The 22159-nt window shown below is 58.4% G+C and carries 18 protein-coding genes and 1 pseudogene; 12 read left to right on the top strand and 7 right to left on the bottom strand.

The window, feature by feature from the left end; translation table 11 throughout:
- Positions 1 to 55: 55 nt before the first annotated feature.
- Both C5L39_RS08885 and C5L39_RS08880 read right to left on the bottom strand, forming a co-directional pair.
- Positions 56 to 658 (bottom strand): DNA-3-methyladenine glycosylase I, encoded by a 603-nt coding sequence (locus C5L39_RS08885; RefSeq protein ID WP_123048627.1) that lies wholly within the window; start codon positions 656 to 658, stop codon positions 56 to 58.
- A 16-nt stretch (positions 659 to 674) separates the two neighbouring features.
- A complete protein-coding gene (locus C5L39_RS08880; protein ID WP_245974949.1) occupies positions 675 to 1142 on the bottom strand; it encodes a methylated-DNA--[protein]-cysteine S-methyltransferase in 468 nt (155 codons plus the stop codon).
- 42 nt (positions 1143 to 1184) lie between these two features.
- On the opposite strand from C5L39_RS08880, the gene C5L39_RS08875 reads away from it, so the two are divergent.
- The 3 genes and pseudogenes from C5L39_RS08875 (at position 1185) to C5L39_RS08870 (ending at position 2286) form a co-directional block, all read left to right on the top strand.
- A complete protein-coding gene (locus tag C5L39_RS08875; RefSeq protein ID WP_123048522.1) occupies positions 1185 to 1592 on the top strand; it encodes a DoxX family protein in 408 nt (135 codons plus the stop codon).
- Positions 1570 to 1686 (top strand): annotated as a pseudogene (locus C5L39_RS10890) (zf-HC2 domain-containing protein); the annotation flags it as partial. The gene C5L39_RS08875 and the pseudogene C5L39_RS10890, both read left to right, overlap by 23 nt.
- Positions 1687 to 1764: 78 nt before the next feature.
- Positions 1765 to 2286, top strand: coding sequence for a hypothetical protein (locus C5L39_RS08870; RefSeq protein ID WP_245974961.1), 522 nt, complete (start codon positions 1765 to 1767; stop codon positions 2284 to 2286).
- Positions 2287 to 2301: 15 nt separating this feature from the next.
- On the opposite strand, the gene C5L39_RS08865 is transcribed toward C5L39_RS08870, so the two are convergent.
- Entirely contained in the window at positions 2302 to 3885 is a 1584-nt protein-coding gene (locus C5L39_RS08865; protein ID WP_245974948.1) for a dolichyl-phosphate-mannose--protein mannosyltransferase, read from the bottom strand.
- A gap of 24 nt (positions 3886 to 3909) precedes the next feature.
- Between C5L39_RS08865 and rsmI the strand changes: the two genes are divergently transcribed.
- From rsmI to C5L39_RS08845, 4 genes are all read left to right on the top strand, one after another.
- On the top strand, positions 3910 to 4752 hold the full coding sequence (gene rsmI / locus C5L39_RS08860) for a 16S rRNA (cytidine(1402)-2'-O)-methyltransferase (RefSeq protein WP_123048519.1): 843 nt from the start codon (positions 3910 to 3912) through the stop codon (positions 4750 to 4752).
- 173 nt (positions 4753 to 4925) lie between these two features.
- Positions 4926 to 6677 carry a BCCT family transporter gene (locus C5L39_RS08855; protein WP_123048518.1) on the top strand — a complete coding sequence of 584 codons (1752 nt, stop codon included), beginning with the start codon at positions 4926 to 4928 and terminating at the stop codon, positions 6675 to 6677.
- 10 nt (positions 6678 to 6687) lie between these two features.
- Entirely contained in the window at positions 6688 to 8520 is a 1833-nt protein-coding gene (gene metG / locus C5L39_RS08850; protein WP_123048517.1) for a methionine--tRNA ligase, read from the top strand.
- A gap of 70 nt (positions 8521 to 8590) precedes the next feature.
- Positions 8591 to 10678 (top strand): RecQ family ATP-dependent DNA helicase, encoded by a 2088-nt coding sequence (locus C5L39_RS08845; protein WP_123048516.1) that lies wholly within the window; start codon positions 8591 to 8593, stop codon positions 10676 to 10678.
- Between the two features lie 23 nt (positions 10679 to 10701).
- Here the strand turns inward: C5L39_RS08845 and C5L39_RS08840 are convergent, their stop codons facing one another.
- Entirely contained in the window at positions 10702 to 12489 is a 1788-nt protein-coding gene (locus tag C5L39_RS08840) for a hypothetical protein (RefSeq protein ID WP_123048515.1), read from the bottom strand.
- A 75-nt stretch (positions 12490 to 12564) separates the two neighbouring features.
- The gene (locus C5L39_RS08835) at positions 12565 to 13299 is read right to left on the bottom strand and encodes a cyclase family protein (protein WP_123048514.1); all 735 of its coding nucleotides are present in this window, start codon (positions 13297 to 13299) and stop codon (positions 12565 to 12567) included.
- Between the two features lie 42 nt (positions 13300 to 13341).
- Here C5L39_RS08835 and C5L39_RS08830 point away from each other — a divergent pair, with 42 nt between their 5' ends.
- From C5L39_RS08830 to C5L39_RS08810, 5 genes are all read left to right on the top strand, one after another.
- Entirely contained in the window at positions 13342 to 14184 is an 843-nt protein-coding gene (locus C5L39_RS08830; protein ID WP_123048513.1) for a TatD family hydrolase, read from the top strand.
- Positions 14185 to 14351: 167 nt separating this feature from the next.
- Entirely contained in the window at positions 14352 to 15500 is a 1149-nt protein-coding gene (locus C5L39_RS08825; protein WP_123048512.1) for a resuscitation-promoting factor, read from the top strand.
- A 179-nt stretch (positions 15501 to 15679) separates the two neighbouring features.
- Positions 15680 to 16564 (top strand): 16S rRNA (adenine(1518)-N(6)/adenine(1519)-N(6))-dimethyltransferase RsmA, encoded by an 885-nt coding sequence (rsmA, locus tag C5L39_RS08820; RefSeq protein WP_123048511.1) that lies wholly within the window; start codon positions 15680 to 15682, stop codon positions 16562 to 16564.
- Positions 16561 to 17532, top strand: a complete 972-nt coding sequence (locus C5L39_RS08815; RefSeq protein ID WP_123048510.1) for a 4-(cytidine 5'-diphospho)-2-C-methyl-D-erythritol kinase — start codon at positions 16561 to 16563, stop codon at positions 17530 to 17532. The genes rsmA and C5L39_RS08815 overlap by 4 nt, the downstream gene beginning before the upstream one ends.
- 17 nt (positions 17533 to 17549) lie before the next feature.
- A complete protein-coding gene (locus C5L39_RS08810; RefSeq protein ID WP_123048509.1) occupies positions 17550 to 19352 on the top strand; it encodes an ABC-F family ATP-binding cassette domain-containing protein in 1803 nt (600 codons plus the stop codon).
- Between the two features lie 33 nt (positions 19353 to 19385).
- Here the strand turns inward: C5L39_RS08810 and C5L39_RS08805 are convergent, their stop codons facing one another.
- Positions 19386 to 20609, bottom strand: a complete 1224-nt coding sequence (locus C5L39_RS08805; RefSeq protein WP_123048508.1) for an aromatic amino acid transport family protein — start codon at positions 20607 to 20609, stop codon at positions 19386 to 19388.
- A gap of 52 nt (positions 20610 to 20661) precedes the next feature.
- The gene (locus C5L39_RS08800) at positions 20662 to 22128 is read right to left on the bottom strand and encodes an NAD-dependent succinate-semialdehyde dehydrogenase (protein WP_123048507.1); all 1467 of its coding nucleotides are present in this window, start codon (positions 22126 to 22128) and stop codon (positions 20662 to 20664) included.
- Positions 22129 to 22159 lie beyond the last annotated feature (31 nt).

Genomic DNA, 22159 nt, shown 5'->3' with positions numbered 1-22159 from the left:
GCAGAGGATTCGGCCTCTGAGCCGTGGAGATCTGTTTCCCAGCAGATCGATTGAGTTATCTCCACACCCCAGAGCTACCGCGGCGATGAGCCCCAAGTAGATGGATATCTACCACCCCGATGGCCCCCATCAGCGCAAACATGGTGGTGGGGCCAACAAAGGTGAAACCGTGGCTTTTCAACGCTCGGGCCAGGGCCTGTGATTCTGGCGATTGAGTGGGGATATCGGAGGCGAGAACTGGCATCGGAGTCTCCGCTGGCCGGTGCGACCAGATCAGTTGTGAAAGACCTCCATGCTCGCGGAGATCAATGGTGGCTCGGGCATTGTTGATCACGGCTTCGATCTTGCGGCGATTGCGGATGATGGCAGGCTCCGAACACAATCGTTCGATATCCGCATTATCGAAAGTGGCTACCTCGTCTGGGTCGAAATCTGCGAATGCGCTTCTAAACGCCGGGCGTTTGCGCAATACCAGTTCCCAGGACAGTCCGGCTTGGAAAGCCTCGAGGCTGAGCCTTTCAAATAGCTCGGCTTCGTCATAGATCGGCAGGCCCCATTCGTGGTCATAATAATCACGCAGCAGCTGGTTGGTGCTGGCCCAAAGAGGCCGGGCTAAGCCGTCTTCGCCGAGGACGAGATTGGGTGTGCTTTCAATCATGATGGGCTCCATACTGCTATTGGACTGTCTCCGCTATCGAGAGGTTCCCAGCAACGCGTTGCTCGTGTTCCAATAACCAGCGTTTGGCCTCGGGCCCTCCGGCGTATCCGCCGATAGAGCCATCAGCGCGAAGTACCCGATGACAAGGGCGGATGATTAATAGGGGATTATTAGCGCAGGCGCTTCCCACCGCTCTTACCGCCCGCTCATATCCACAGGTAGCAGCCAGCTGCGAATAAGACACGGCTTTCCCGTAGCCAATATCGCTCAGCGCAGTTTGTACCTCAGCGCGAAAGCCTTGGGTGGAAGCATCCAGGGCTAAATCAAAGTGGAGACGTTTCCCTGCGAAATACTCGCCGAGCTGGCTGGCGGCTTCCTCGAGCAGAGGGCTTGAGCCGGTGCCGGATCCGCCGAAACTAACTCGGCGAAGGCCGATGTGGCTGGCCTCGAGGGTGAGTGGACCGAGAGGTGAATTGATCAACACGACATACTCCTTGGTATCGGCGTTCAGGGTAGTCTAATCGACATGGATAAACCGGCCGTAAGGGATGCTGCGCTGCTGCTGCTGCGCCTAGTCCTAGGTACCGTGTTCATCGCGCATGGCTGGGACAAGGCCTTTTTGACCGGCCTGACAGAGACCACTGGTCAGTTCAGTGCTTGGGGGGTCCCGCAGCCAAAGCTATCGGCTTATCTCGTCATGGCTAGTGAGCTCGTTGGTGGGGCTTTGTTGGTCGTAGGACTGCTGACCACTTTCGTGGCAGCCACGTTGGCTCTACTGATGCTGGCAGCCGTGTGGTTTGTGCACTTGAGTGAGGGTTTCTTCGTCGTCGATGGGGGAGTGGAGTACCCCTTAGTCATCATCATCGCTTTGCTGATGATCGTCGTCTTTGGCCCAGGTCGAGCAAGCCTAGATGGGGTGTTGTCCCGTGGTTGATCATGAACAAGTACAGGCAGCACTTTCCGCCAGAATAGATCGAGAACCTTCTCCACTGCCCGATGATGTGGTGGACGCACACTTAGCAGAATGCGAGCAGTGTCGAAGGTTCTGGGATAACTCACTAATGCTGAGCCGAACACTCAGTTTTGGGGAACCCGCAGATAGTGGGATGAGCCCTCCTGATCTGTCAGAGATCATTATTGCCGGAGTAGAACCAGAATGGCGGCGCACCGCGAATACCCGAGCTTTGGGGTTGGCGCTGGGCAGAATTGTCTTGGTGCTGGTTAGCTTTATCTGGGTGTTCTGGGCGGTGCAATTACTCGGTGACGCCGGAGGCTTGGTCCCGGAGGCCGCGGACGGGGCCACCATTGATCCGGGGGCCGATCCCACCTCAGCCAACCTGCTCATTGATGCTGCTGCCTACCGTCTGGCGATAGCGTTGTCGCTGTTGGCTGCTGCCTGGAAGCCTCGATTGGTTGCTGGTCTCATGCCGATGATGGGGGCATTGTGGACCTTTAAATTCGGATTCTTGGTCCGAGACATCATCGTGGGCACGGTGGAAGAAGGACAGGTTTTGGGCCTGCTGCTGCTGCTAGGCACCTTGATGGCGCTGAGCTGGACCTGGTTGAATGATTATGGGTATTCCCGCCTGCGTGCAGGATGGCGGGAACTAGGAGCAAACCCGGTCTAGCCCTGCCAATCCAAATCAGGTCCAGCTAGGCAGCCACATCAATGATTGGTACCAGTTCTCCGGGATCAGATATCCGTAGAAGATGGGTGACCAATAGAGGAACATCGCTACCGCCAACGATAGGTAGACGATGACTGCCATGGTCCCCCAAGTGATTGAGCCACCGGCCAAACGACGGATCCATGCAGGGCTGATTTGCCGACCTCGGCCATGTAACTGGCCGAGCGTAAGCGCGATGAGCGCGATAATAAATGGTGCCAACGCGGTGGCATAGAAGAAATACATCTGGCGGTCATAGCCAGCCAACCACGGCAAGAAGCCGGCGGCGAAGGCAACAATTGGGATGAGGAACCGACGGTCTTTGCGGATGATTAAGCACCAGATCCCCCAGGCCAAGATGGGTACCGTCAGCCACCAGATCGCGGGGGTACCGAAGAGGTAAACCATCCGACGGCACTGATCAGCGCCGCATTCTAAATCGGTGGAGGAAAAATAGAGGATTGGTCTGGTGGCTGCCAGCCAGGACCATGGTTTGGAATCCCAGGGGTGGGAATGGCCACCTGAGGTAGTCAATGAGGCATGAAATTCCAGCACCGAGGCATGGTAGTAAATGAATCCGGCGATGGATTCTGGCAGCCGTTGTAGCCAAGAGGATGCCTCGATGGTCCCGTCGGCCAAAGCATGACGGTAGACAGAGGTCTCAGAGGAAAACCATGCTCGCCATGCCCACAAGTAGAGCATTATTGGCACCAGTACGAGGGAAGCCAATGCCGGGAGCACATCACGGACTAGCGTTCCGGTGATGAAACGGTCAACGCCATAGCGGCGTCGTAACGCCAGATCGAGGAAGACACTCATCAGGCCAAAAAAGGCGATGTAGTACAGGCCAGACCATTTAACTCCCAGCGCCAACCCCAGCGAGACACCCGCGATGAACCGCCACCACCGGAAACCAAAGCGGGGGCCGAAGACCGAATCGCCCAATAGTCCTTCGGTATAGGCGTGGTGGATGCGAGCTCGCATCTGCTCGTGGTCACAGGCCAAGGCGAAAGCAGCAGCGACGATGAAAAATACCTGGAGAATATCCAGCATGCCGAAGCGGGAACCTACCAACAACACTCCGTCGACCACTGCGAGTAGTCCCGCGAAAACGGCGACCTGCCAGGTACCGGCGATTCGGCGAACCAATAACATGGTCATCACGACGGTGGCTGCTCCAAAAAGCGCGGTCATAAACCGCCAGCCCATCGGAGAATAGCCAAAGAGCCACTCGCCGAATGCGATGATCTGCTTAGCCAAAGGCGGGTGAACGACCAAACCATAACCAGGGTTGGATTCGATACCCCCGATCAGTGGATTTATCTGGGAGCGAACCATATCCCATGCTTGCGGGACATAGTGCTTCTCATCAAAAACTGGAGTGCCGGTGGCTACCACGCTACTGAGACCCACAAAGCGGGTAAAGATCGCGAGAATCGCAATTACCAGCGTGCTGATGGTGTCTGAGCGTGTCCAACCCAGTGCTCTAGGGGAAATCGGACGGACTTGTTCCGCAAATCGCGGAGATTGGCGTTCGTCGACGTCGATAGCGGTGCTCACGAAAGAGAGTCTAGGGTACAAGGCATGTCACAGGTCGATTCTCTTCCGCGCGGTGTGGTGTTAGCCGCGACCCCACTAGGCAATGTCGGGGATGCTTCCCCGCGTCTGCGCCAAGCATTGGCTGAAGCGGATGTCATCGCCGCCGAAGACACCCGTCGTTTACGTGGGCTTGCCACTGCCTTGGGAGTGGAAATCGGCGGGCGGGTGGTCTCCAACTTTGATCACAACGAACAAAGTCGGGCCCAGCAGCTGCTCGAGGCAGCGCGCACGGGCACCGTACTGGTGGTCAGTGATGCCGGAATGCCGTTGGTCTCTGATCCGGGGTTCTCGCTTGTCGACGTCGCTCATGACAACGGCGTTCCCGTCACCTGCCTTCCTGGCCCTTCTGCGGTGCCGACGGCGCTAGCTCTGTCTGGGTTGCCGGTGGGACGGTTCATCTTTGATGGTTTCGCGCCCCGCAAGTCTGGTGCGCGCCGGGAATGGTTGGAGTCGCTGCGAACCGAACCCCGGGCTGCCTGCTTTTTCGAGTCCCCACATCGGTTGGCAGATACGTTAAAAGACGCTGCAGATGTTCTGGGTAGCACCCGCCGTGCGGCAGTCTGCCGAGAATTGACTAAGACCTATGAAGAGGTACGTCGGGGCACACTTCCGGAGTTAGCGGATTGGGCTGCAGCAGGGGTCAAAGGAGAAATCACAGTAGTTCTAGAAGGCGGGACCCCTGAGGACGTCGATGCAGAGTCTTTGGTTCCAGCGGTGGAAGCATTGGTGACCGAGGGTATGCGGCTAAAAGATGCTTGCCGGCAGACGGCTGCAGGTCGGGGAGTATCCAATCGTGAGCTCTATGAAGCGGTCTTATCCGCGAGATAGATCACAAGATGGACAATCGTTATGACATCGTGAGCTTAGGTTAACGAAACTTCTTTGACGTGCGCAAAGCCCGTGCGCTGGCTAATCACAGGGGAGGTCTCTCAAGGCGGTTACCCGCTAAGTGCAGCCTTTCTGTTTGTTGCTTGTGGATAAAATGGGTGAAGGTTAGTTCCATGACCAATCCTGAACATTCCTCGGCAACTGAACAGTTGGCCACGATGATGTCGGATGCCGACGTCATAGGTGAGCATGTAGACGACACCTCTGCTTCTGCTATTGAGGTAGCAGATCGGGGCAAAGCAAAGATCGACTGGTTTATCGTGGCTCCCGCAGCTGCGGTCATTTTGGCGGTTGTGGGCTGGGGGATTGCCTCACCGACTAGTTTCGAGAATTTCGCGGCTAATGCTCTGTCTTTCGTTATTGAAAACCTCGGTTGGGCGTTCGTATTCTTTGGAACTGTGTTCGTTGGCTTCATGATCGTTGTTGCCACGACGAAGTTCGGAAGTATCAAACTCGGTGGCGATGACGAGGAACCTGAGTTTAGAACCGTTTCTTGGATCGCGATGATGTTCGCCGCCGGTATGGGCATCGGTCTGATGTTCTATGGTGCCAGCGAACCGTTGACGTTCTATCGCGATGGGGTTCCAGGGCACGAACCCAATGAAGTCGGAACCGCGATGGCCTCTGCGCTGTTCCACTGGACTCTCCATCCGTGGGCGATTTACGCCATCGTCGGCCTAGCCATTGCCTACTCGACCTTCCGTCGGGGTCGTCGTCAGTTGATCTCATCGGCTTTCGTGCCACTGTTGGGTAAGCGTAAGGCCGAAGGCTTCTGGGGCAAGCTCATTGACGTTCTGGCCATCGTGGCTACCGTATTCGGTACTGCGACCTCTTTGGGCGTGGGAGCTATTCAGATCCGGGCAGGCCTTTCAGCTTCCGGGATTATTGATTCTCCCGGTACGTGGACGATCGTCGGCATCGTCGGCGTACTTACTCTCGCTTTCCTAGTTTCCGCACTTTCAGGCGTAGGCAAGGGCATCCAGTACGTATCGAATGCGAACATGGTGATGGCCGCTCTCTTGGCTATCTTCGTGTTTATTCTTGGTCCGACCGTCTCCGTGCTGAACCTGCTTCCCAGCTCCGTGGCCAGCTACTTTAGCCAGTTCTTCGATATGGCTGGCCGTACCGCGATCTCCGCCGATGGTACTGCCGGCGAATGGCTCGGATCATGGACCATCTTCTACTGGGCCTGGTGGATTTCTTGGTCCCCGTTCGTCGGTATGTTCCTCGCCCGGATCTCACGGGGCCGTACAATCCGTGAATTCACTGTTGGCGTCTTGGTCGCTCCTGCCATGGTCTCGGTTATCTGGTTCTCTATTTTTGGTGGCACTGCCATTGTCTTCGAACAAAACGGTGACTCAATTTGGGGCGACGGTAGCGCTGAGACTCAGCTGTTTAGCCTCCTGCAGAGCCTGCCCGGTGGCGCGATCATGGGCATTCTCGCCATGATTTTGCTCTCGACCTTCTTTATTACTTCCGCTGACTCCGCTTCGACTGTTATGGGCACCCTTTCTCAGGGTGGCCGGACCAACGCGACCCCGATTGTCTCGGCAACGTGGGGCCTTCTGACTGCCATCATCGGCATGGTGATGCTGATCTCGGGCGATTCTGCGTTGCCCAACCTGCAGAGCATTACGATTATCGCCGCCAGTCCTTTCCTCTTGGTGATCATCGGTCTCATGTTTGCTCTGGTCAAAGATCTAAAAGACGACGTGGTCTATGTCGACTACCGTTCCCAGAAGGCATTTGCTACTCAATTGGCTAGGGAACGACGGATCTATTCCGAGCACCTGCGAGCAGAAGAACAGAAGACTCGACGCAAAGAGCGCTTGGCCGAACGCAAGCAGCAGGGCCCGATCAAATAAGGTGTAACCCATGACCCAGTCTGTTCTTGTTTCCGTTGCCTGGCCGTATGCCAACGGCCCCCGTCATATCGGACATGTCGCCGGTTTCGGCGTTCCCTCCGATGTTTTCGCCCGCTATCAGCGAATGATCGGCAGTGAGGTCCTCATGATCTCCGGGACCGATGAGCACGGCACCCCGCTATTGGTGCAGGCGGACAAAGAGGGTGTAACCGTTCGGGAACTAGCAGATCGCTATAACCGCCAGATCGTCGAAGACCTGGCAGGTCTGGGCCTGTCTTATGACTTGTTCACTCGTACCACCACTCGTAACCACTACTCGGTGGTCCAGGAATTGTTCACCGGACTCTATGACAACGGTTATATGATCCGAGAGACCACCATGGGTGCGGTATCTCCTTCGACTGGGCGCACGTTGCCCGATCGCTACATTGAGGGCACCTGCCCACTGTGTGGCGCCGATGGCGCTCGCGGCGACCAGTGTGACAACTGTGGAAACCAGCTCGACCCAGCTGATCTGATCAACCCGGTATCCAAGATCAACGGCGAGACCCCGAAGTTTGTGGAGACTGAGCACTTCCTGCTTGATCTTCCCTCCCTGGCGGATTCCCTTGGCCAGTGGCTGCGTGGCCGCGAAGACTGGCGCCCGAATGTACTGAAGTTCTCCCTGAACCTGCTCGAGGATCTGCGCCCGCGGGCAATGACTCGTGACATTGACTGGGGAGTGCCCATCCCGGTGGATGGTTGGGCCGATGACAACGCTAAGAAGCTCTACGTCTGGTTCGACGCAGTCATTGGTTACCTGTCCTCCTCCATCGAGTGGGCCTGGCGATCCGGTGATCCGGAGGCTTGGCGCAAGTGGTGGTGCGACCCAGAGGCTGCCGGTTATTACTTCATGGGCAAAGACAACATCACTTTCCACTCCCAGATTTGGCCGGCCGAGCTGCTCGGCTACGCGGGCAAGGGTGCCAAGGGCGGCCAGCTCCACAAATACGGCGAGATCAATTTGCCCACGGAGGTCGTCTCCAGCGAGTTTTTGACCATGTCTGGTTCCAAGTTCTCATCTTCCAAAGGCGTGGTCATCTACGTCAAGGATTTCTTGGCAGAGTTTGGACCTGACCCGCTGCGCTACTTCATTGCGGTGGCGGGACCGGAAAACACCGACACTGACTTCACCTGGGATGAGTTCGTCCGCCGCGTCAACAATGAGTTGGCCAACGGCTGGGGCAACCTCGTCAATCGCACGGTCTCCATGGCATACAAGAATTTCGGCCAGGTCCCAGTGCCGGGAGCATTGACTGAATCTGATCAGCGGATCCTGGATCTCGCGGCCGAAAGTTTCGACAGCGTCGGACAGTCCTTGGCACAGTCGAAGTTCAAAGCTGGCATCACCGCGGCCATGCACGTAGTGGGTGAGGCTAATGCTTATATCGCGGAGCAAGAGCCGTGGAAACTGGCCAAGGACGAATCGCAGCGTGAGCGTCTGGGAACCGTCCTCTGGACGGCTCTGCAGGTGGTCTCTGACTGCAATGTCTTGCTGACTCCCTACCTTCCGCATATCGCTCAACAGGTCCACGAGACCCTCGGACGAGAGGGTGTTTGGGCTGCTAGCCCAGAGATCAAGGAAGTTGTCGATGATATGCCCGTCGAGCTGGTCGGCGTCGGTCTGCCTGAGGCCGGGGTGTCCTACCCTGTCATCACCGGCGACTACGCTACCCAGCAAGCTGCGTGGAAGCGTATCGACGTCGTCCCCGGTACCGTCTTAGCCAAGCCGAAGCCGTTGATCCAGAAGCTTGATCCTGAACTAGGCGAGACGGGCCCAGAATGGGCCCCAGTTCAGGGCTAGTGTGAGATAGCGCTAGATCCATCTGCCCCGGAGACCTGTTGGTGTCCGGGGCATAGTGTTAGGTGGGGGCATGGATATCGTTGATCAGGCCACCAGAGTTCAGGCAGACCAACTACTCGCCGGAATCGCCGGTCCAGGTGCTTCGCTGCGCGATGACCAATGGACCGCTATTGATGCACTGGTTAATCAGCGCCGCCGAATGCTGGTTGTTCAGCGCACGGGTTGGGGAAAATCAGCCGTCTATTTCATTGCCGCCAAGCTACTGCGGGAACGCGGAGCCGGGGCATCGCTGATTATTTCTCCATTGTTGGCCTTGATGCGCAACCAGGTTGCTGCCGCTGAGCGTGCGGGTATTAAGGCAGCCACGCTCAATAGTGCGAATATGACGCAGTGGCAGCAGATTCAACAACAGGTCGCAGCCGGAGAGATTGACGTGCTGCTGATTTCTCCAGAACGGCTCAATAACCCAGGTTTTCGCGATGAGGTATTGCCAAGATTGGCAGAGTCTGTCGGCATGATCGTCGTCGATGAGGCGCATTGCATCTCTGACTGGGGCCATGATTTTCGTCCAGACTATCGCCGGATTAGGGATCTTTTGGCTGGGCTCCGAGAGGGCGTTCCCGTCTTAGCTACCACTGCCACTGCAAATGACCGAGTCGTTGCTGATGTGCAATCCCAGTTGGGTGCTCATACTGGGCTTCTGCGTGGTGGGCTCGACCGAGAATCGCTGCACCTATCGGTAGTCTCGCTACCGGATACCACTGCTAGACCAGCCTGGCTAGCTACTCAGCTGGCGCAATTGAGCGGTTCTGGCATCATCTACTGTCTTACCGTTGCAGCAGCCGAAGATCTAGCTCAGGCGCTGGAATCAGCTGGGTGGAATGTCGCGGCCTATACCGGCCGGACCGAGGCCGAAGAACGAGCACGCCTGGAACAAGCTCTCCTGGGCAATGAGCTCAAAGCGCTCGTGGCTACCTCGGCGCTGGGCATGGGCTTTGATAAACCCGACTTGGGGTTCGTGGTCCACCTCGGTGCCCCTGGCTCACCGGTGTCCTACTATCAGCAGATCGGTCGCGCCGGGCGTGGTACCGATCGGGCAGAGGTGATCTTGCTGCCGGGTGCGGAGGATCGTGAGATTTGGGAGTATTTCGCCTCAATCTCTTTTCCCGGAGAAGCCGTCGTTCGCCAGCTGCTGGGAGTACTCAACGACCAAGCACAATCCACGGTTCGACTCGAAGCACAGGTGGATCTCAGTCGATCTCGCCTTGAACAGGTGCTCAAGGTTTTGGACGTTGACGGAGTAGTTCGCCGGGTTCAAGGTGGGTGGATAAGCACTGGCAGCGAATGGCATTATGACGCTCAGCGCTACTTAGGTCTGCGTCAGGCTAGGCAACAAGAGCAGCAGGCAATGCTGGATTATCAGTCCACTACTGGCTGCCGAATGCTCTTTCTGCGTCGACAACTCGATGACAATGAAGCCATGGTCGATTGTGGGCGTTGCGATAACTGCACAGGCAACCGGCCAACCGAATTGGTCGATGAACAGATGGCCAACACTATTTCTGGAAGCCTCAATGCCCCAGGAGTGCAGCTGGCCGCTCGCAAACAATGGCCAACAGGCATCAGCGTTCGGGGAAAAATCAAGGGCTTGGAGCCCGGGCGGGCGTTGGGCCGGCTCAATGACATCGCCCGTGGCCCGGCATTGAGAGAACTCTTGGCCGAGAAAACTTGGCGCCCAGTCCACAATTGGCGTCAGGACACGTGGCTGCCGAGCATCGTGGAAGTCTTGGCCACGTGGGAGTGGACACAACGGCCAGGGACCGTCATCGCCCTAGGATCCACTGAGCCGGCCACCACAGAATTAGTGGCAGCCACGGCGGAAGCGATCGCAGGTGTAGGCCAGATGAATTTTGGCGGACTGCTGCCAGTTCGTGCTGGCGCGCAGGAGGTCGCAGCTCAAAACTCTGCCTACCGAGTCGCAGGTCTGCTGGGGCAGTGGGATTTGTCTGTGTTCACTGGTGCGGAGTTCAGCGATGGGCCGATTCTCTTGGTCACCGATCTGGTTGATACCGGCTGGTCAGTGACCGTTGCCGGAGTGGCACTAGCGGAGGTAACCGGTCGTCAAGTTCTGCCCTTCGCGCTGGCCAGCCGGGGCTAGTGCCGGCTAGCCAGGACCGGTAGCTAGGACGCTGCGAGTAGTCCGATCTCGCTGCGCCCCACACATAATTGGTTGATCCCACCGCCAGGAGTTACCCGCAACTCTTGTCCACCGCCGAGCACATGGACATGAAGCTGAGACAACCCAGCCTGAACTGGCACTTCTACTTCCTCGCCGTCTAACGCCAAGCTCACTGTGCCAGCCTGATCAGCGAAATAATTGAAACGTACAACCCAATCGCGCCCAAGCAGCGGACCATCGAGCGCTATTGATTCGCCTTCGGGGCCAACAAGAACGCCGCAATCAGGCTGGGTACCAGGGACCGTGGCTCGCAAGGGCATTAACTCGGACGGAATCAACGTGCCCTCGCCGTCGATGAGCACCGGATCGGTGGTCCAATCGCCGATTTCTGGGACATCATCGAGTCCACCGATCAGACGGGAGAGCATATTATCCGGGTAGACCACCGGCAATAAGACATCGAGTGCTACCGCCTGATCGAGGATGGGTTCTTCTTGTTCCGCCCGTTCCGTCAATTCCTCGCGGAGGGTGTGGAAATACTCTCGAGCAGGTTGTTCTGACCAGCTATGGGCATAGGAGATAGTGCTTATCGCAGTGGAGACTAGATAGGCTGCCGCGACAGCTGAGCCAAGGGATAGCGCGATAGGCCGGGGCAGTGGGTGGGCCTTTTCCGGTGTCGGACGAGAAAGCAGGAACGCGGTCGCCGCCGCTGCCAATACCGCCACCTCGGAGAAATGTCGCAAGGTCTGAGTGATTTCTTCGGTGGCACTAGGTCCGCTGCGAGCTAGTGCCAATGCCAGCAAGGGCATCACCGGATAGCACACGACCGGCAACCACACCACGAGATCACGCACTCGGCGCCGGGCGGTCCAGATAGCAATGCCGACCACTGCTAAAGCGCCCAAAACTAGTGCGGCCACCGGGGCTTCAGCCCACGGTGGAGAAGGATGCCACCGCTCCCAGTGCCACGGACCACCAGCCACGGTAGGCAGGAGAGATCGAAGATAACCACTGGTGAAAAGCTCAAATGTGCTCTCCCCAGCTGCACTAGTCCGGGGATCTCCAATAGTGGCGAAATAGACCCCAGCCCAGGTCACAGTCGGGATAGCCAGTACTACTGCGATGCGGGCAATCGCTCTGAATTGGGAGCGTAGCGTTGCCGAGGCAGCGCAAAAACATACCAGCATCGCCACCACGATTGGTCCGGCAAATAACGCTCGTTCAGAAAAGAGCAGTCCGATAGACAGCGCCAATGCCGCGATCGTGAGGTGGCGCCACGGGGTTCGACTGCGCAGCGCCAGCACACAATGAGCAAGGGTCAACGCGATAGCTGCGTGCAGGGGCATGGTGTTGACCGCGGTGGCCAACCAGGTAGTCGAGGGCAGCGTCAGCGGGGTGAGTAGGTAGAGAGATAACGGAAGTGCTGCCCAAGGAGCGACTGATCCGGCCCGTGCGCACAGCACCCAACTCAGCCAGGCCACCGAGGCGGCCGCGCTGAGTTGGAGCAGCGCCAACACTGCCACTGCTACCGGCCAGTTCAGCGGTGCAAAGGTTGCCAGGATCCACTCGATCAGCCAAGCGCCGGGCATGAGGTGGCCATCATGGTTGCGCAGGAGCAGCTCAACTGATGGGGAATCGAAGGAGCGGGCTTGGGCATAGAGGGTGAGATCATCCCAGTAGAACCAGCCCTGGGCTGCCACCGCGGTACGCAGGGACACGCCAAAGACCACAATCGCGCTGAGGATTACTGCGCTTGTTCGGGTGCTTTCAGCAGAGCTGCGTAGCTGCATGGTCCTTGGTGTCCTCCGGGGATTCGGCGCTGGTATTGCGAGGGTGTCCACACTCTAGTCGGTGGGAAGTGCGATTTAAGGAAGCACAAGTGCACATGCACGGGCGGGAAAGGCCACCCCATCGCGGGGAACTGGCCACGTGGCGATGATCAGCGCTCCGGTGGCAGGTAAGGCAGCCAGATTGGTCAACGCCTCGATCTGCCAATGATCGTGTTCTAACCACCAGCGCTGGGCAGGAAACTGCGCTAGTTCGACACTCGCGCCGGGATCGGCGTCGAGAGTCTCATGGCCGATGGCAATAACTTGCCGTTGATGCAGAAGCTGCAACGCAGCCACACTCCACCCAGGGGAATGTCGGTGGCCTTGGGAATCGGTGTCATACATCTGTCCGCTATCCCATCGTAGGGACCAATCTGTGCGCAGCGCGACGAAAGAACCAGCCGGAATCTGGCCGTGGATCGCTTCCCAAGAATGCAGATGAGTAGGGGAGAGCTCTACGTCTGGGTTGGCAGCAGCTTCTGCACTGAGGTCTAGTACCACCAGCGGCAGGATGGAATCTCTCGGGGAAATCTCGCTGAGTGTGCGCCCGGCTGGATCGACATGCGCCGGGGCATCGACATGGGTGCCCCAAGGACCCACAAAACAATGCTGATCGATGGTGAAGCCGTCAGACGCGGCGTCGCTAAGCCGGGTGAGCGTGGCATCTGGATCACCAGGAAATCGCGGTTGGTCCGGAGCGAAATGGTGGCTTAGGTCGGTGAATTCTGCGGTGCGCAGCAGCGCGGCGGTCTCCCATAATCCAGGGCTCATGACAGGTCAGTCTAAGCGCCATCGAGGCTAGAATGGGCACCCATGTCGAAGAAGAAGCCTCGTCCTATTCCTGTCCCGGCCGAAACTATCCCTGGGATCGTTGACGCGCATACTCACCTAGCTTCTGCGGGTGCGGCAACCCCAGCAGAAGTTGCCGCGATCGTGGAGCGCGCGGTGGCCGCAGGCGTGGAGAAGATCTGCACCGTCGGCGATGGGCTGGCGGAAGCAGAGCAAGCGCTGGCTGCTGCGCATCATCATGAGCGCGTATTTGCCGCGTGTGCGATCCACCCGACTCGCGCTCATGAATTGGATGAGCAGGCAAAGACTCGGCTTACTGAGATGGCAGCGGATCCGAAGTGCGTGGCGGTGGGGGAGACTGGGTTGGATAGTTATTGGATCACCCATGATCCAGAGCGCACGGCCCCGTTAGCGGTCCAAGAAGAGGCTTTGCGCTGGCACATCGATCTGGCGGTGTCTTCCGGTAAGGCGCTGATGATTCATAATCGCGAGGCAGATGAAGACCTGATGCGCGTGCTTGCCGACGCCCCGCGTCCCCGTCAGACCATCCTCCACTGCTTTTCCTCGCCGCTGCCGGTGGCACAAGAAGCCCTAGCCGCCGGCTATGTGCTCAGCTTTGCTGGGAATGTCACGTTTAAACGAAACCTAGAGCTGCGGGAGGCTGCGCGCATTGCTCCACCAGGTCAACTGCTCATCGAAACTGATGCTCCTTATATGACGCCAGAGCCATTTCGTGGCGCTCGCAATGAACCGTCTTTGATCGGGCACACCGCTTTGTGTGTCGCGCAGGCGCGCGGGATGGAGCCCGCCGAGCTAGCTGCGGAACTTTCCCGCACGTTTGACGAGGTCTACGCCATCGGCAAGTGATCTTGCTCACATGACCAAAAGGTGAACATGGCCGTGACCATAGGGCTCTTTCCGCTTCCCCTAGGAGGTCAGGGAGAAGATTCCCGGTTTTCTGGACGTTGTCTTACTGTTATCGTATTGTGATCGACAACCGAATCCCCGAGTGAGACAGAGACAGAAACAGCCCTATGGGACTTAATTCCTCTTCACGAAACAAGCGGATCAACTCCACCTCAGCTACTCCCAAGCGCCTGGTCGCTGGCGGAGTCGTTGGCACCCTGATCATCGGCGGCGTTGTTGCCGTTGGTGTACAGAAGGACGTCATTGTCGACGTCAATGGCGAGCTCATTGAGCTAGCCACCTACTCCGGCGACGTTAACGGCGCGCTCGAGGCTGCCGGCGTTGACATCGACGAGCAGGATCTGGTCTACCCAGCTCCCAGCGAATCACTCGATGATGACGCCACGATCACCGTTCGTACCGCCAAGCCGGTCGCCGTGGTTATCGATGGCACCCCCACCGATGTCACCTCTACTGCGCTGACCGTTGAAGACCTCATCGGCGAGCTCGATGACGTTGTCCCGGGAGCACTCGTTGCCGAAGACGGCGACACCAAGCTCACCGATGGCATGCGCCTTGACGTCACCACCCCGAAGATCGTCTCCGTGAGCGATGGCGGACAGGTTACCTACACCGAGATCGCCGCCAGCACTGTCGGTGATTTGCTCGAGGACCGCGGGATTGAACTGGGCGAGCACGACACCGTCAACCTGCCGCTGGATACTAAACTGGTCAACAACATCAAGGTTCAGGTTGACCGAGTCAACATCACCGAAGAAACCGAACTAGCCGAGTTCACTGTTGAACCGACTTTCGTTGATGACCCAGACTCTCTCGAAGGCACCGAAACGGTCATCGAAGCAGGCGCCCCAGGTTCTAAGGAACTGACTAACCGGATCACCACGGTTAATGGAATTGAGACCAACCGCGAGGTTATCTCCGAGGTTGAGCTCACTCCGGCGGTTGCTGGAACCATCGCACGCGGCACTATGGTCGCCCCGGCAGCGGCCGCAGCTGCCTCAGTAGCTGGCGGCAGCGTGTGGGACACCCTCGCGCAGTGCGAATCCGGTGGAAACTGGTCAATCAACACCGGCAATGGTTTCCATGGTGGCCTACAGTTCTCTCCTTCAACGTGGAGCGCTTATGGCGGCGGGGACTACGCTCCTTACGCCTACCAGGCCACTCGTGAGCAGCAAATTGCTGTTGCTTCCAAGGTTCAGGCCGGACAGGGCTGGGGCGCTTGGCCCGCCTGCACCGCCAAGATGGGTCTGCGTTAAGCAGCTTCCTGCCAGGTCAGCTCTGGTAATTGTTGAGATAGTAGTCCGCGCTAGGTTCCGAATCCGGAACCTAGCGCGGATTTTGACTAGTCAGCTTGACTCATCGATTGGCCACTACCTCTAGGCCTTGCCCATCGAGGAATCAGGAATAGCGCCCTTAGTGGTCTAGATTGGAGGCTATGACCTCCAGCGTTGACCCAGCCGATTCCGCCGATCTCCTCGGCCCCGTGGAGATCCGTTCCATGGCAGAGCGGCTCGGTGTGTCGCCGACCAAAAAGCTCGGCCAGAATTTCGTTCATGACCCCAATACCGTGCGACGGATCGTTGCCGCCGCTGACTTAAGCCCAGATGAGCACGTTGTCGAAATTGGCCCCGGACTAGGGTCCTTGACCTTGGCCTTACTCGATACCGTGGAGCGGGTCACTGCCGTGGAGATTGACTCCCGCCTGGCCGCTGAGCTGCCCGCCACGGTAGAAAACCGAGCAGCGCCATTCGCTGATCGCTTGAGGGTAGTAGAAAAAGACGCACTTCGAATCAGCGCAGAGGACCTGGATACGCCCACCGCCTTGGTGGCCAATCTGCCCTATAACGTCTCTGTCCCAGTGCTGCTGCATTTTCTCGCCACCTTCCCGAGCATTCGCCGAGTGTTGGTGATGGTCCAAGCCGAGGTTGCTGACCGTCTTGCTGCCGTGCCCGGATCGAAGATTTATGGTGTACCCAGCGTCAAGGCCGCTTTCTATGGTGATGTCCGGCGCGCTGGCTCCATCGGACGCAATGTCTTCTGGCCCGCGCCTAAAATTGAATCTGGCTTGGTGCGTATTGATCGTTTCCTCCCCGGCTCTGAGCCGTGGCCGATCGACGCCGAGGCCAGAGCGCGTGTGTTCCCGATCGTCGATGCTGCATTCGCCCAGCGTCGAAAGACCCTGCGCGCCGCATTGGCTGGCTACTACGGTTCCCCAGCTGCGGCTGGGGAAGCACTCGCTGCCGCGGGCATCGATCCGCAGCTGCGCGGCGAGCGACTTTCGGTTGCTGATTTTGTGCACCTAGCCGGAGTCGATTCATGAGAGAGATCTCTGCCAAGGCACACGGCAAGGTCAACCTGCACCTAGGCGTCGGCGACGCTCGTCCAGACGGCTACCACGAGTTGGTCACGGTCTTTCAGTCCTTGAGTCTTTCAGACACACTCACCTTGGAGGTCGATGACGAAGACTTCGTAGCGCTTTCTGAAGGCAGCATCGTAGTCGGGCTGACCGTAAGCGGCCTCGATGCTGCCTCGGTGCCAAGGGATGCAACGAATCTGGCCTGGCGGGGCGTCGATACGCTCGTGGATTATTATCGCCGAGTTCATGGTCTGACTCATCTTCCCCGGGTGCGCATTCGGATTCACAAGGGTATCCCTACCGCCGGTGGTATGGCCGGAGGTTCCGCGGATGCCGCGGCTGCACTGGTGGCCACTCATGCGCTCATTAGTGAAACTATGCCCGCCCTGGCGCCGGAGATTCTCGATGATCTGGCGGCGGTATTGGGATCAGACGTTCCCTTTAGTCTGCGTGGCGGCACCATGCTTGGAACCGGACGCGGGGAAAGGCTCACCCCGATGCTCTCCCGTGGGCAGTATCACTGGGCCTTGGTGTTTTCCAAGGAAGGTCTCTCGACCCCGCAGGTTTTTAGTCGGCTCGACGAACTCCGGACCCAAGGCCACCAGCTTGATCCCTCGATTGAGACTGCCGATCTTGCGCATGCGTTGATGACTGGACAGGCTGGAGAGCTAGCCAAGCACCTGATCAATGACCTGCAGGGGCCAGCGACCAACCTGCGCCCCGATATTGCCCGTACTCTTGAACGGGGACAACGCGCGGGAGCACTAGCTGCGGTGGTGTCCGGTTCCGGACCCACCTGCGCGCTGTTGTGTTCCTCGGAATTACATGCCCGGGACGTCCTCGACGACCTCCTAGATGAGGGCTTCTTCTCTGGCACGATTGCGCACGGTCCAGCTAAGGGCGCCCATTTGATCAACGACCTCAACAACTAAGGAATCCAACCACCCGCATGGCCAATCTCATCAATCTCGAGAACGTCTCCAAGACCTGGGGTCTTAAGACCCTCCTCGACGGCGTCAGCCTCGGTGTCCAGACCGGCGATCGTGTCGGCGTCGTCGGCCTCAACGGCGGCGGAAAAACCACTCTCCTCGAGGTACTCACCGGCATCGAACCGCCCGATCAAGGACGCGTGTCGCATGTGTCTAACCTGCGGCTTGCTGTGGTCACTCAGCGCGCTGAGCTCAATGACTCCGACACTATTGCCGACGTGGTTCTAGCCCCACTGGGATTGGAAACCTACGAGTGGGCTTCTAATGCCCGCGTGCGCGACGTCCTCGGTGGGATTGGGGTCGCCGACCTAGGTCTAGAAACTCAGGTGGGCGGGCTCTCCGGCGGCGAACGACGCCGAGTCAACCTTGCCGCGGCATTAGTGCGCGATTTGGATCTGCTCATCCTCGATGAGCCGACCAACCACTTGGACGTCGAGGGCGTCCAATGGTTGGCCGAGCACTTGATCTCGCGCCGGATGGCACTGGTGGTGGTTACCCACGATCGTTGGTTCCTAGACACCATCGCTACCACCACCTGGGAAGTCCATGACGGAGTAGTAGATACCTATGAGGGCGGCTACAACGACTGGACTTTCGCTAGGGCCGAACGCACACGTCAGGCCGATGCCATCGAGCAGCGTCGGCAGAACTTGGCACGCAAGGAACTGGCCTGGTTGCGTCGCGGTGCGCCGGCTAGAACATCTAAGCCGCGCTACCGGATTGAGGCCGCCGAGGCATTGATCTCCAATGTTCCGGCGCCGCGAGATTCCGTCGAGCTGACCAGCTTTTCTCGGCAGCGCCAGGGCAAGGTCGTCATTGAATTAGAAGACGCGCGGATTGAAACCCCCGATGGACGCATGCTCGTCGACCACATGACTTGGCGGCTTGCCCCCGGTGAGCGGATCGGGCTAGTCGGAGTCAACGGCTCCGGCAAGACCACCTTGCTGCGCACCCTCGCAGGTGAACACCAGTTGGCTGCCGGCAAACGCATCGAGGGCCAGACTGTCCGCCTTGGTTGGTTGCGCCAGGAACTTGATGATCTGGATCCGAAAAAGCGCCTGTTGGAGGCCGTGGAAGATGTGGCCTCCTATGTCCAGCTGGGCAACAAGGAGATGTCCGCATCCAAGCTGGCCGAGCGACTGGGCTTTTCGGCTAAACGACAGCGCACCCCGGTGGGCGATCTCTCCGGCGGTGAGCGACGCCGGCTGCAGCTGACCTGCGTGCTCATGGCAGAACCCAATGTCTTGTTGCTCGATGAGCCGACTAACGACCTGGATATCGATACCCTCCAGGAGCTCGAATCCCTACTGGATTCTTGGCCCGGCACGATGGTGGTTATTTCGCACGATCGATACCTCATTGAAAGAGTCACCGACACCACGTGGGCACTGTTTGGCGACGGGAACTTGACTAACCTGCCCGGTGGCATTGAACAGTACCTTGAGCGACGTCGAGAAACTGCTGCCGCCGAGGGATCTGGCCCGCTGGACTTCGGGGAGAAGAACCGCCCGGCGGCCGTGGAAAAGCAGGGGATGAGTTCTCAGCAGGAGCGCGAAGTCCAAAAACAGATGAACACTCTTGAGCGCAAGATTGCCAAGATGGATCAAAAGATGGCCAAGATTCAGGTGGAGATGGCTGCTGCAGCTGAGGCTGTAGATACTGATAAGCTCTCCCGGCTCGATGGCAAATTGAAAGCTACCGCCGATGACCGGGAGATGCTGGAGATGGAATGGCTAGTCCTGGGCGAGCAGCTGGAAAGCTAGAGCTGCTCAACCACGACAGGCTGGGGCTGATATTTAGGCCCAGCCCTCAGGTACGAAGCCGGTCAACGACATGATCGAGTAGATAAACGCTGTGACGTAGACGATGATGATCGTCGCCTGGATAACCGGGTGGGAAGCCCAACCGACCGTCCACGCTGGTGCTCGGTCGCCGTACTTTCGGGTGGCATGTAGCAACAAGACGGGGATGACCGACATGATCGCTCCGGCGAAGCCGCCAGCGTAGGTCAGTGCGGAGACGAATCCGCCAAGCCCGAGGAAATTGATGCTCAACGGCGGAATGATGGTCACCAGCAGGGCTGCCAACCCGTGCCAGGAGGCAGAACCCCAGTGGAACATGTTGAGCACATTGCGCATCATGGTGAAGCCAATCGCCAAAAACGACGTCAGCATCGCAGCGAGGGCGAAGACATTGGCAAGATAATATGCCACGGTGCCAAGTTGCTCGCCCCAAGCAATGGTTACTACTTCAGTGACGTCGGTGCCCATCAAACCGAGGGCAGCGAAAGGTACCAATGCCAAGGTAAATCCGGTAATTGCCATACCTGCGACGATGGCTCTCGGCAGCATGGCAGGGGTCTGCTCCATGCCGCGTGCGAGCTCCGGGACGACGTACTGTGCCAGGAAGGTAAACACTGCGAGGTTCATGATCGGGATGATGAAATAGGGGCGGAAGACCAAGAGGTTCTCGGCTTCAATGCCCGGCCCGAAGATTGTCCAGCTGACGAGAATGATGATGATTGCGGCCATTCCGAGGGTGATGGCGGCCTCGACTCGTCCAGTCGCGTGCAGGCCTTTCCACATCACGAAGGAACCGATTGCGTAGAAGGCTACGGTGCCAATCGTCGGAGAAACCCCGAGGATATTATTGATGAGCATGCCTGATCCTGCGGCGTAAGCGATCAAAGCACCGATGCCATTGACCACGATCGCAGCAAAAACCAGCCAACGGCCGAATTGGCCCAGGTATTTCTCTGCTAGACCAGAAAGCTGCAGGGGTTCTTTGGTACGCAGCGATACCTCTGCCACATAGAGCATGGAAATGGTAGTCAAGGTACCAGCGATCAACAGTGCGATAGCTAGCGCTAAGAAGCCACCGTTGCGTGCAGCGAAGGGAAGGCTGAGGACGCCAGCGCCGATATTGGTGCCGAAGATCAGAGCGACACCCTGCCAGAACGTCAGGCCGGGGGCCTTTGGAGGAGTGGTTTCCGGTGTCGTAGACACAGTGGGGGAGGACATGTCCGGGGCCTTTCTGTCTGGTGGATTGTTGGGGGTGGGGTGGATCGTCGGGTTAAGAAGTAGCGATGTATTTGACGTCGAGGTATTCCTCGATGCCTTCGATGCCGCCTTCGCGGCCAAAACCGGACTGGCCAATCCCGCCAAAGGGGGCAGCTGGGTCGGAGATAGCTGCTCGGTTGATTCCGATCATGCCCGCCTGGAGATGGGTGCTCAGGTAAGCAGCACCCTGGGTGGAAGAACTAAACCCATAAGCGGCCAGACCGAATTCGGTGTCATTGGCCAATGTGACGCCCTCTTCGAGTCCATCGAAGGTGGTGATGGTGACCACCGGGCCGAAGATTTCTTGGGTGAGGATATCTTGGCCAGCTGGAACCTCGGTGAGCACCGTCGGCTGGAAGAAATTCCCCGCACCCTCGATCTTGTGTCCGCCGGTGGCCACTGTCGCGCCGGCCTCGACGGCGGCGTCGACTAGCGCAGCGATGCGATCGAGTTGGCGCTCGGTGATAATAGGCCCGAGTGTGGTTGTCTCATCTAAGCCGTGTCCGGGCTGGTAGCCAGCGATGCGCTCGACAAGACGCGTAGTGAACTCGTTAGCTACTGACTGATCGACATAGATGCGGTTGGCCGCGGTGCACGCCTCGCCACCGTTACGCATCTTGGCGAAGATTGCACCCTCAATCGCTAGATCAAGATCTGCATCGGCGGCGACGACGAAGGGAGCGTTGCCGCCTAGCTCCATGGAAGTGTGCAAGAGATTCTCAGCCGACTGCCGGACCAACTGCCGTCCCACCGGGGTGGAACCAGTGAAAGTGACCTTCCGCAAGCGCGGATCGGACATCAATTCCGCGGATAGTTCTGCTGCGTGAGTGGTCGGAATGATCGAGACCAGACCTTCGGGGACATTGAAGCGGCCAAAGACCTCGGCGAAGACCTCACCCAATAACAGCATGGTTAGCGGAGTTTCGGCGGCTGGCTTGACGATCACCGGGCAACCAGCAGCGAGTGCCGGAGCGATCTTACGAGTGGCCATAGCCAGTGGGAAGTTCCATGGGGTGATGGCCAATACCGGGCCAACCGGGGTGCGCGTGACCGTCAGCTGACCGAGCCCACTAGGAGCGGTGGCGTAGCGGCCAGGTATGCGGACGGCTTCTTCAGCGAACCAGCGGAAGTACTCAGCACCGTAGGCGACCTCGCCGCGGGCCTCCGCAAGTGGCTTTCCCATCTCGAGGGTCATGACTCGGGCAAAGTCCTCAGTGCGGCGAGTGAGCTCGGAAAATAGAGCGCTGAGCATCTCCGAGCGGCGACGAGAGGTCACCGGTGCCCACTGTTGCTGAGCTGTCATCGCGGCATCGAGTGCGGCGTTCCAATCGGCAGAGTCGGCATCGGCCACGGTGGCCAGCACCTCGCCGGTGGCAGGATCCTCGACCTCGAAGGTGGAATCGGTGGTAGCGGCGCGGTTGCTCGTTCCCAGCCAAAGGCCGGTGGGAAGATCAGGGGGCAGGAGCGGGGAGAGGATCATCTGGGTTCCTTGACTTGGGGGACCGTGAGCT

The organism is Corynebacterium alimapuense, from assembly GCF_003716585.1.
In the GTDB taxonomy this organism is placed as follows: Bacteria; Actinomycetota; Actinomycetes; order Mycobacteriales; family Mycobacteriaceae; genus Corynebacterium; species Corynebacterium alimapuense.
Note: the sequence above shows the minus strand (reverse complement) of the source record. Positions and strands in the feature narration are given on the sequence as shown.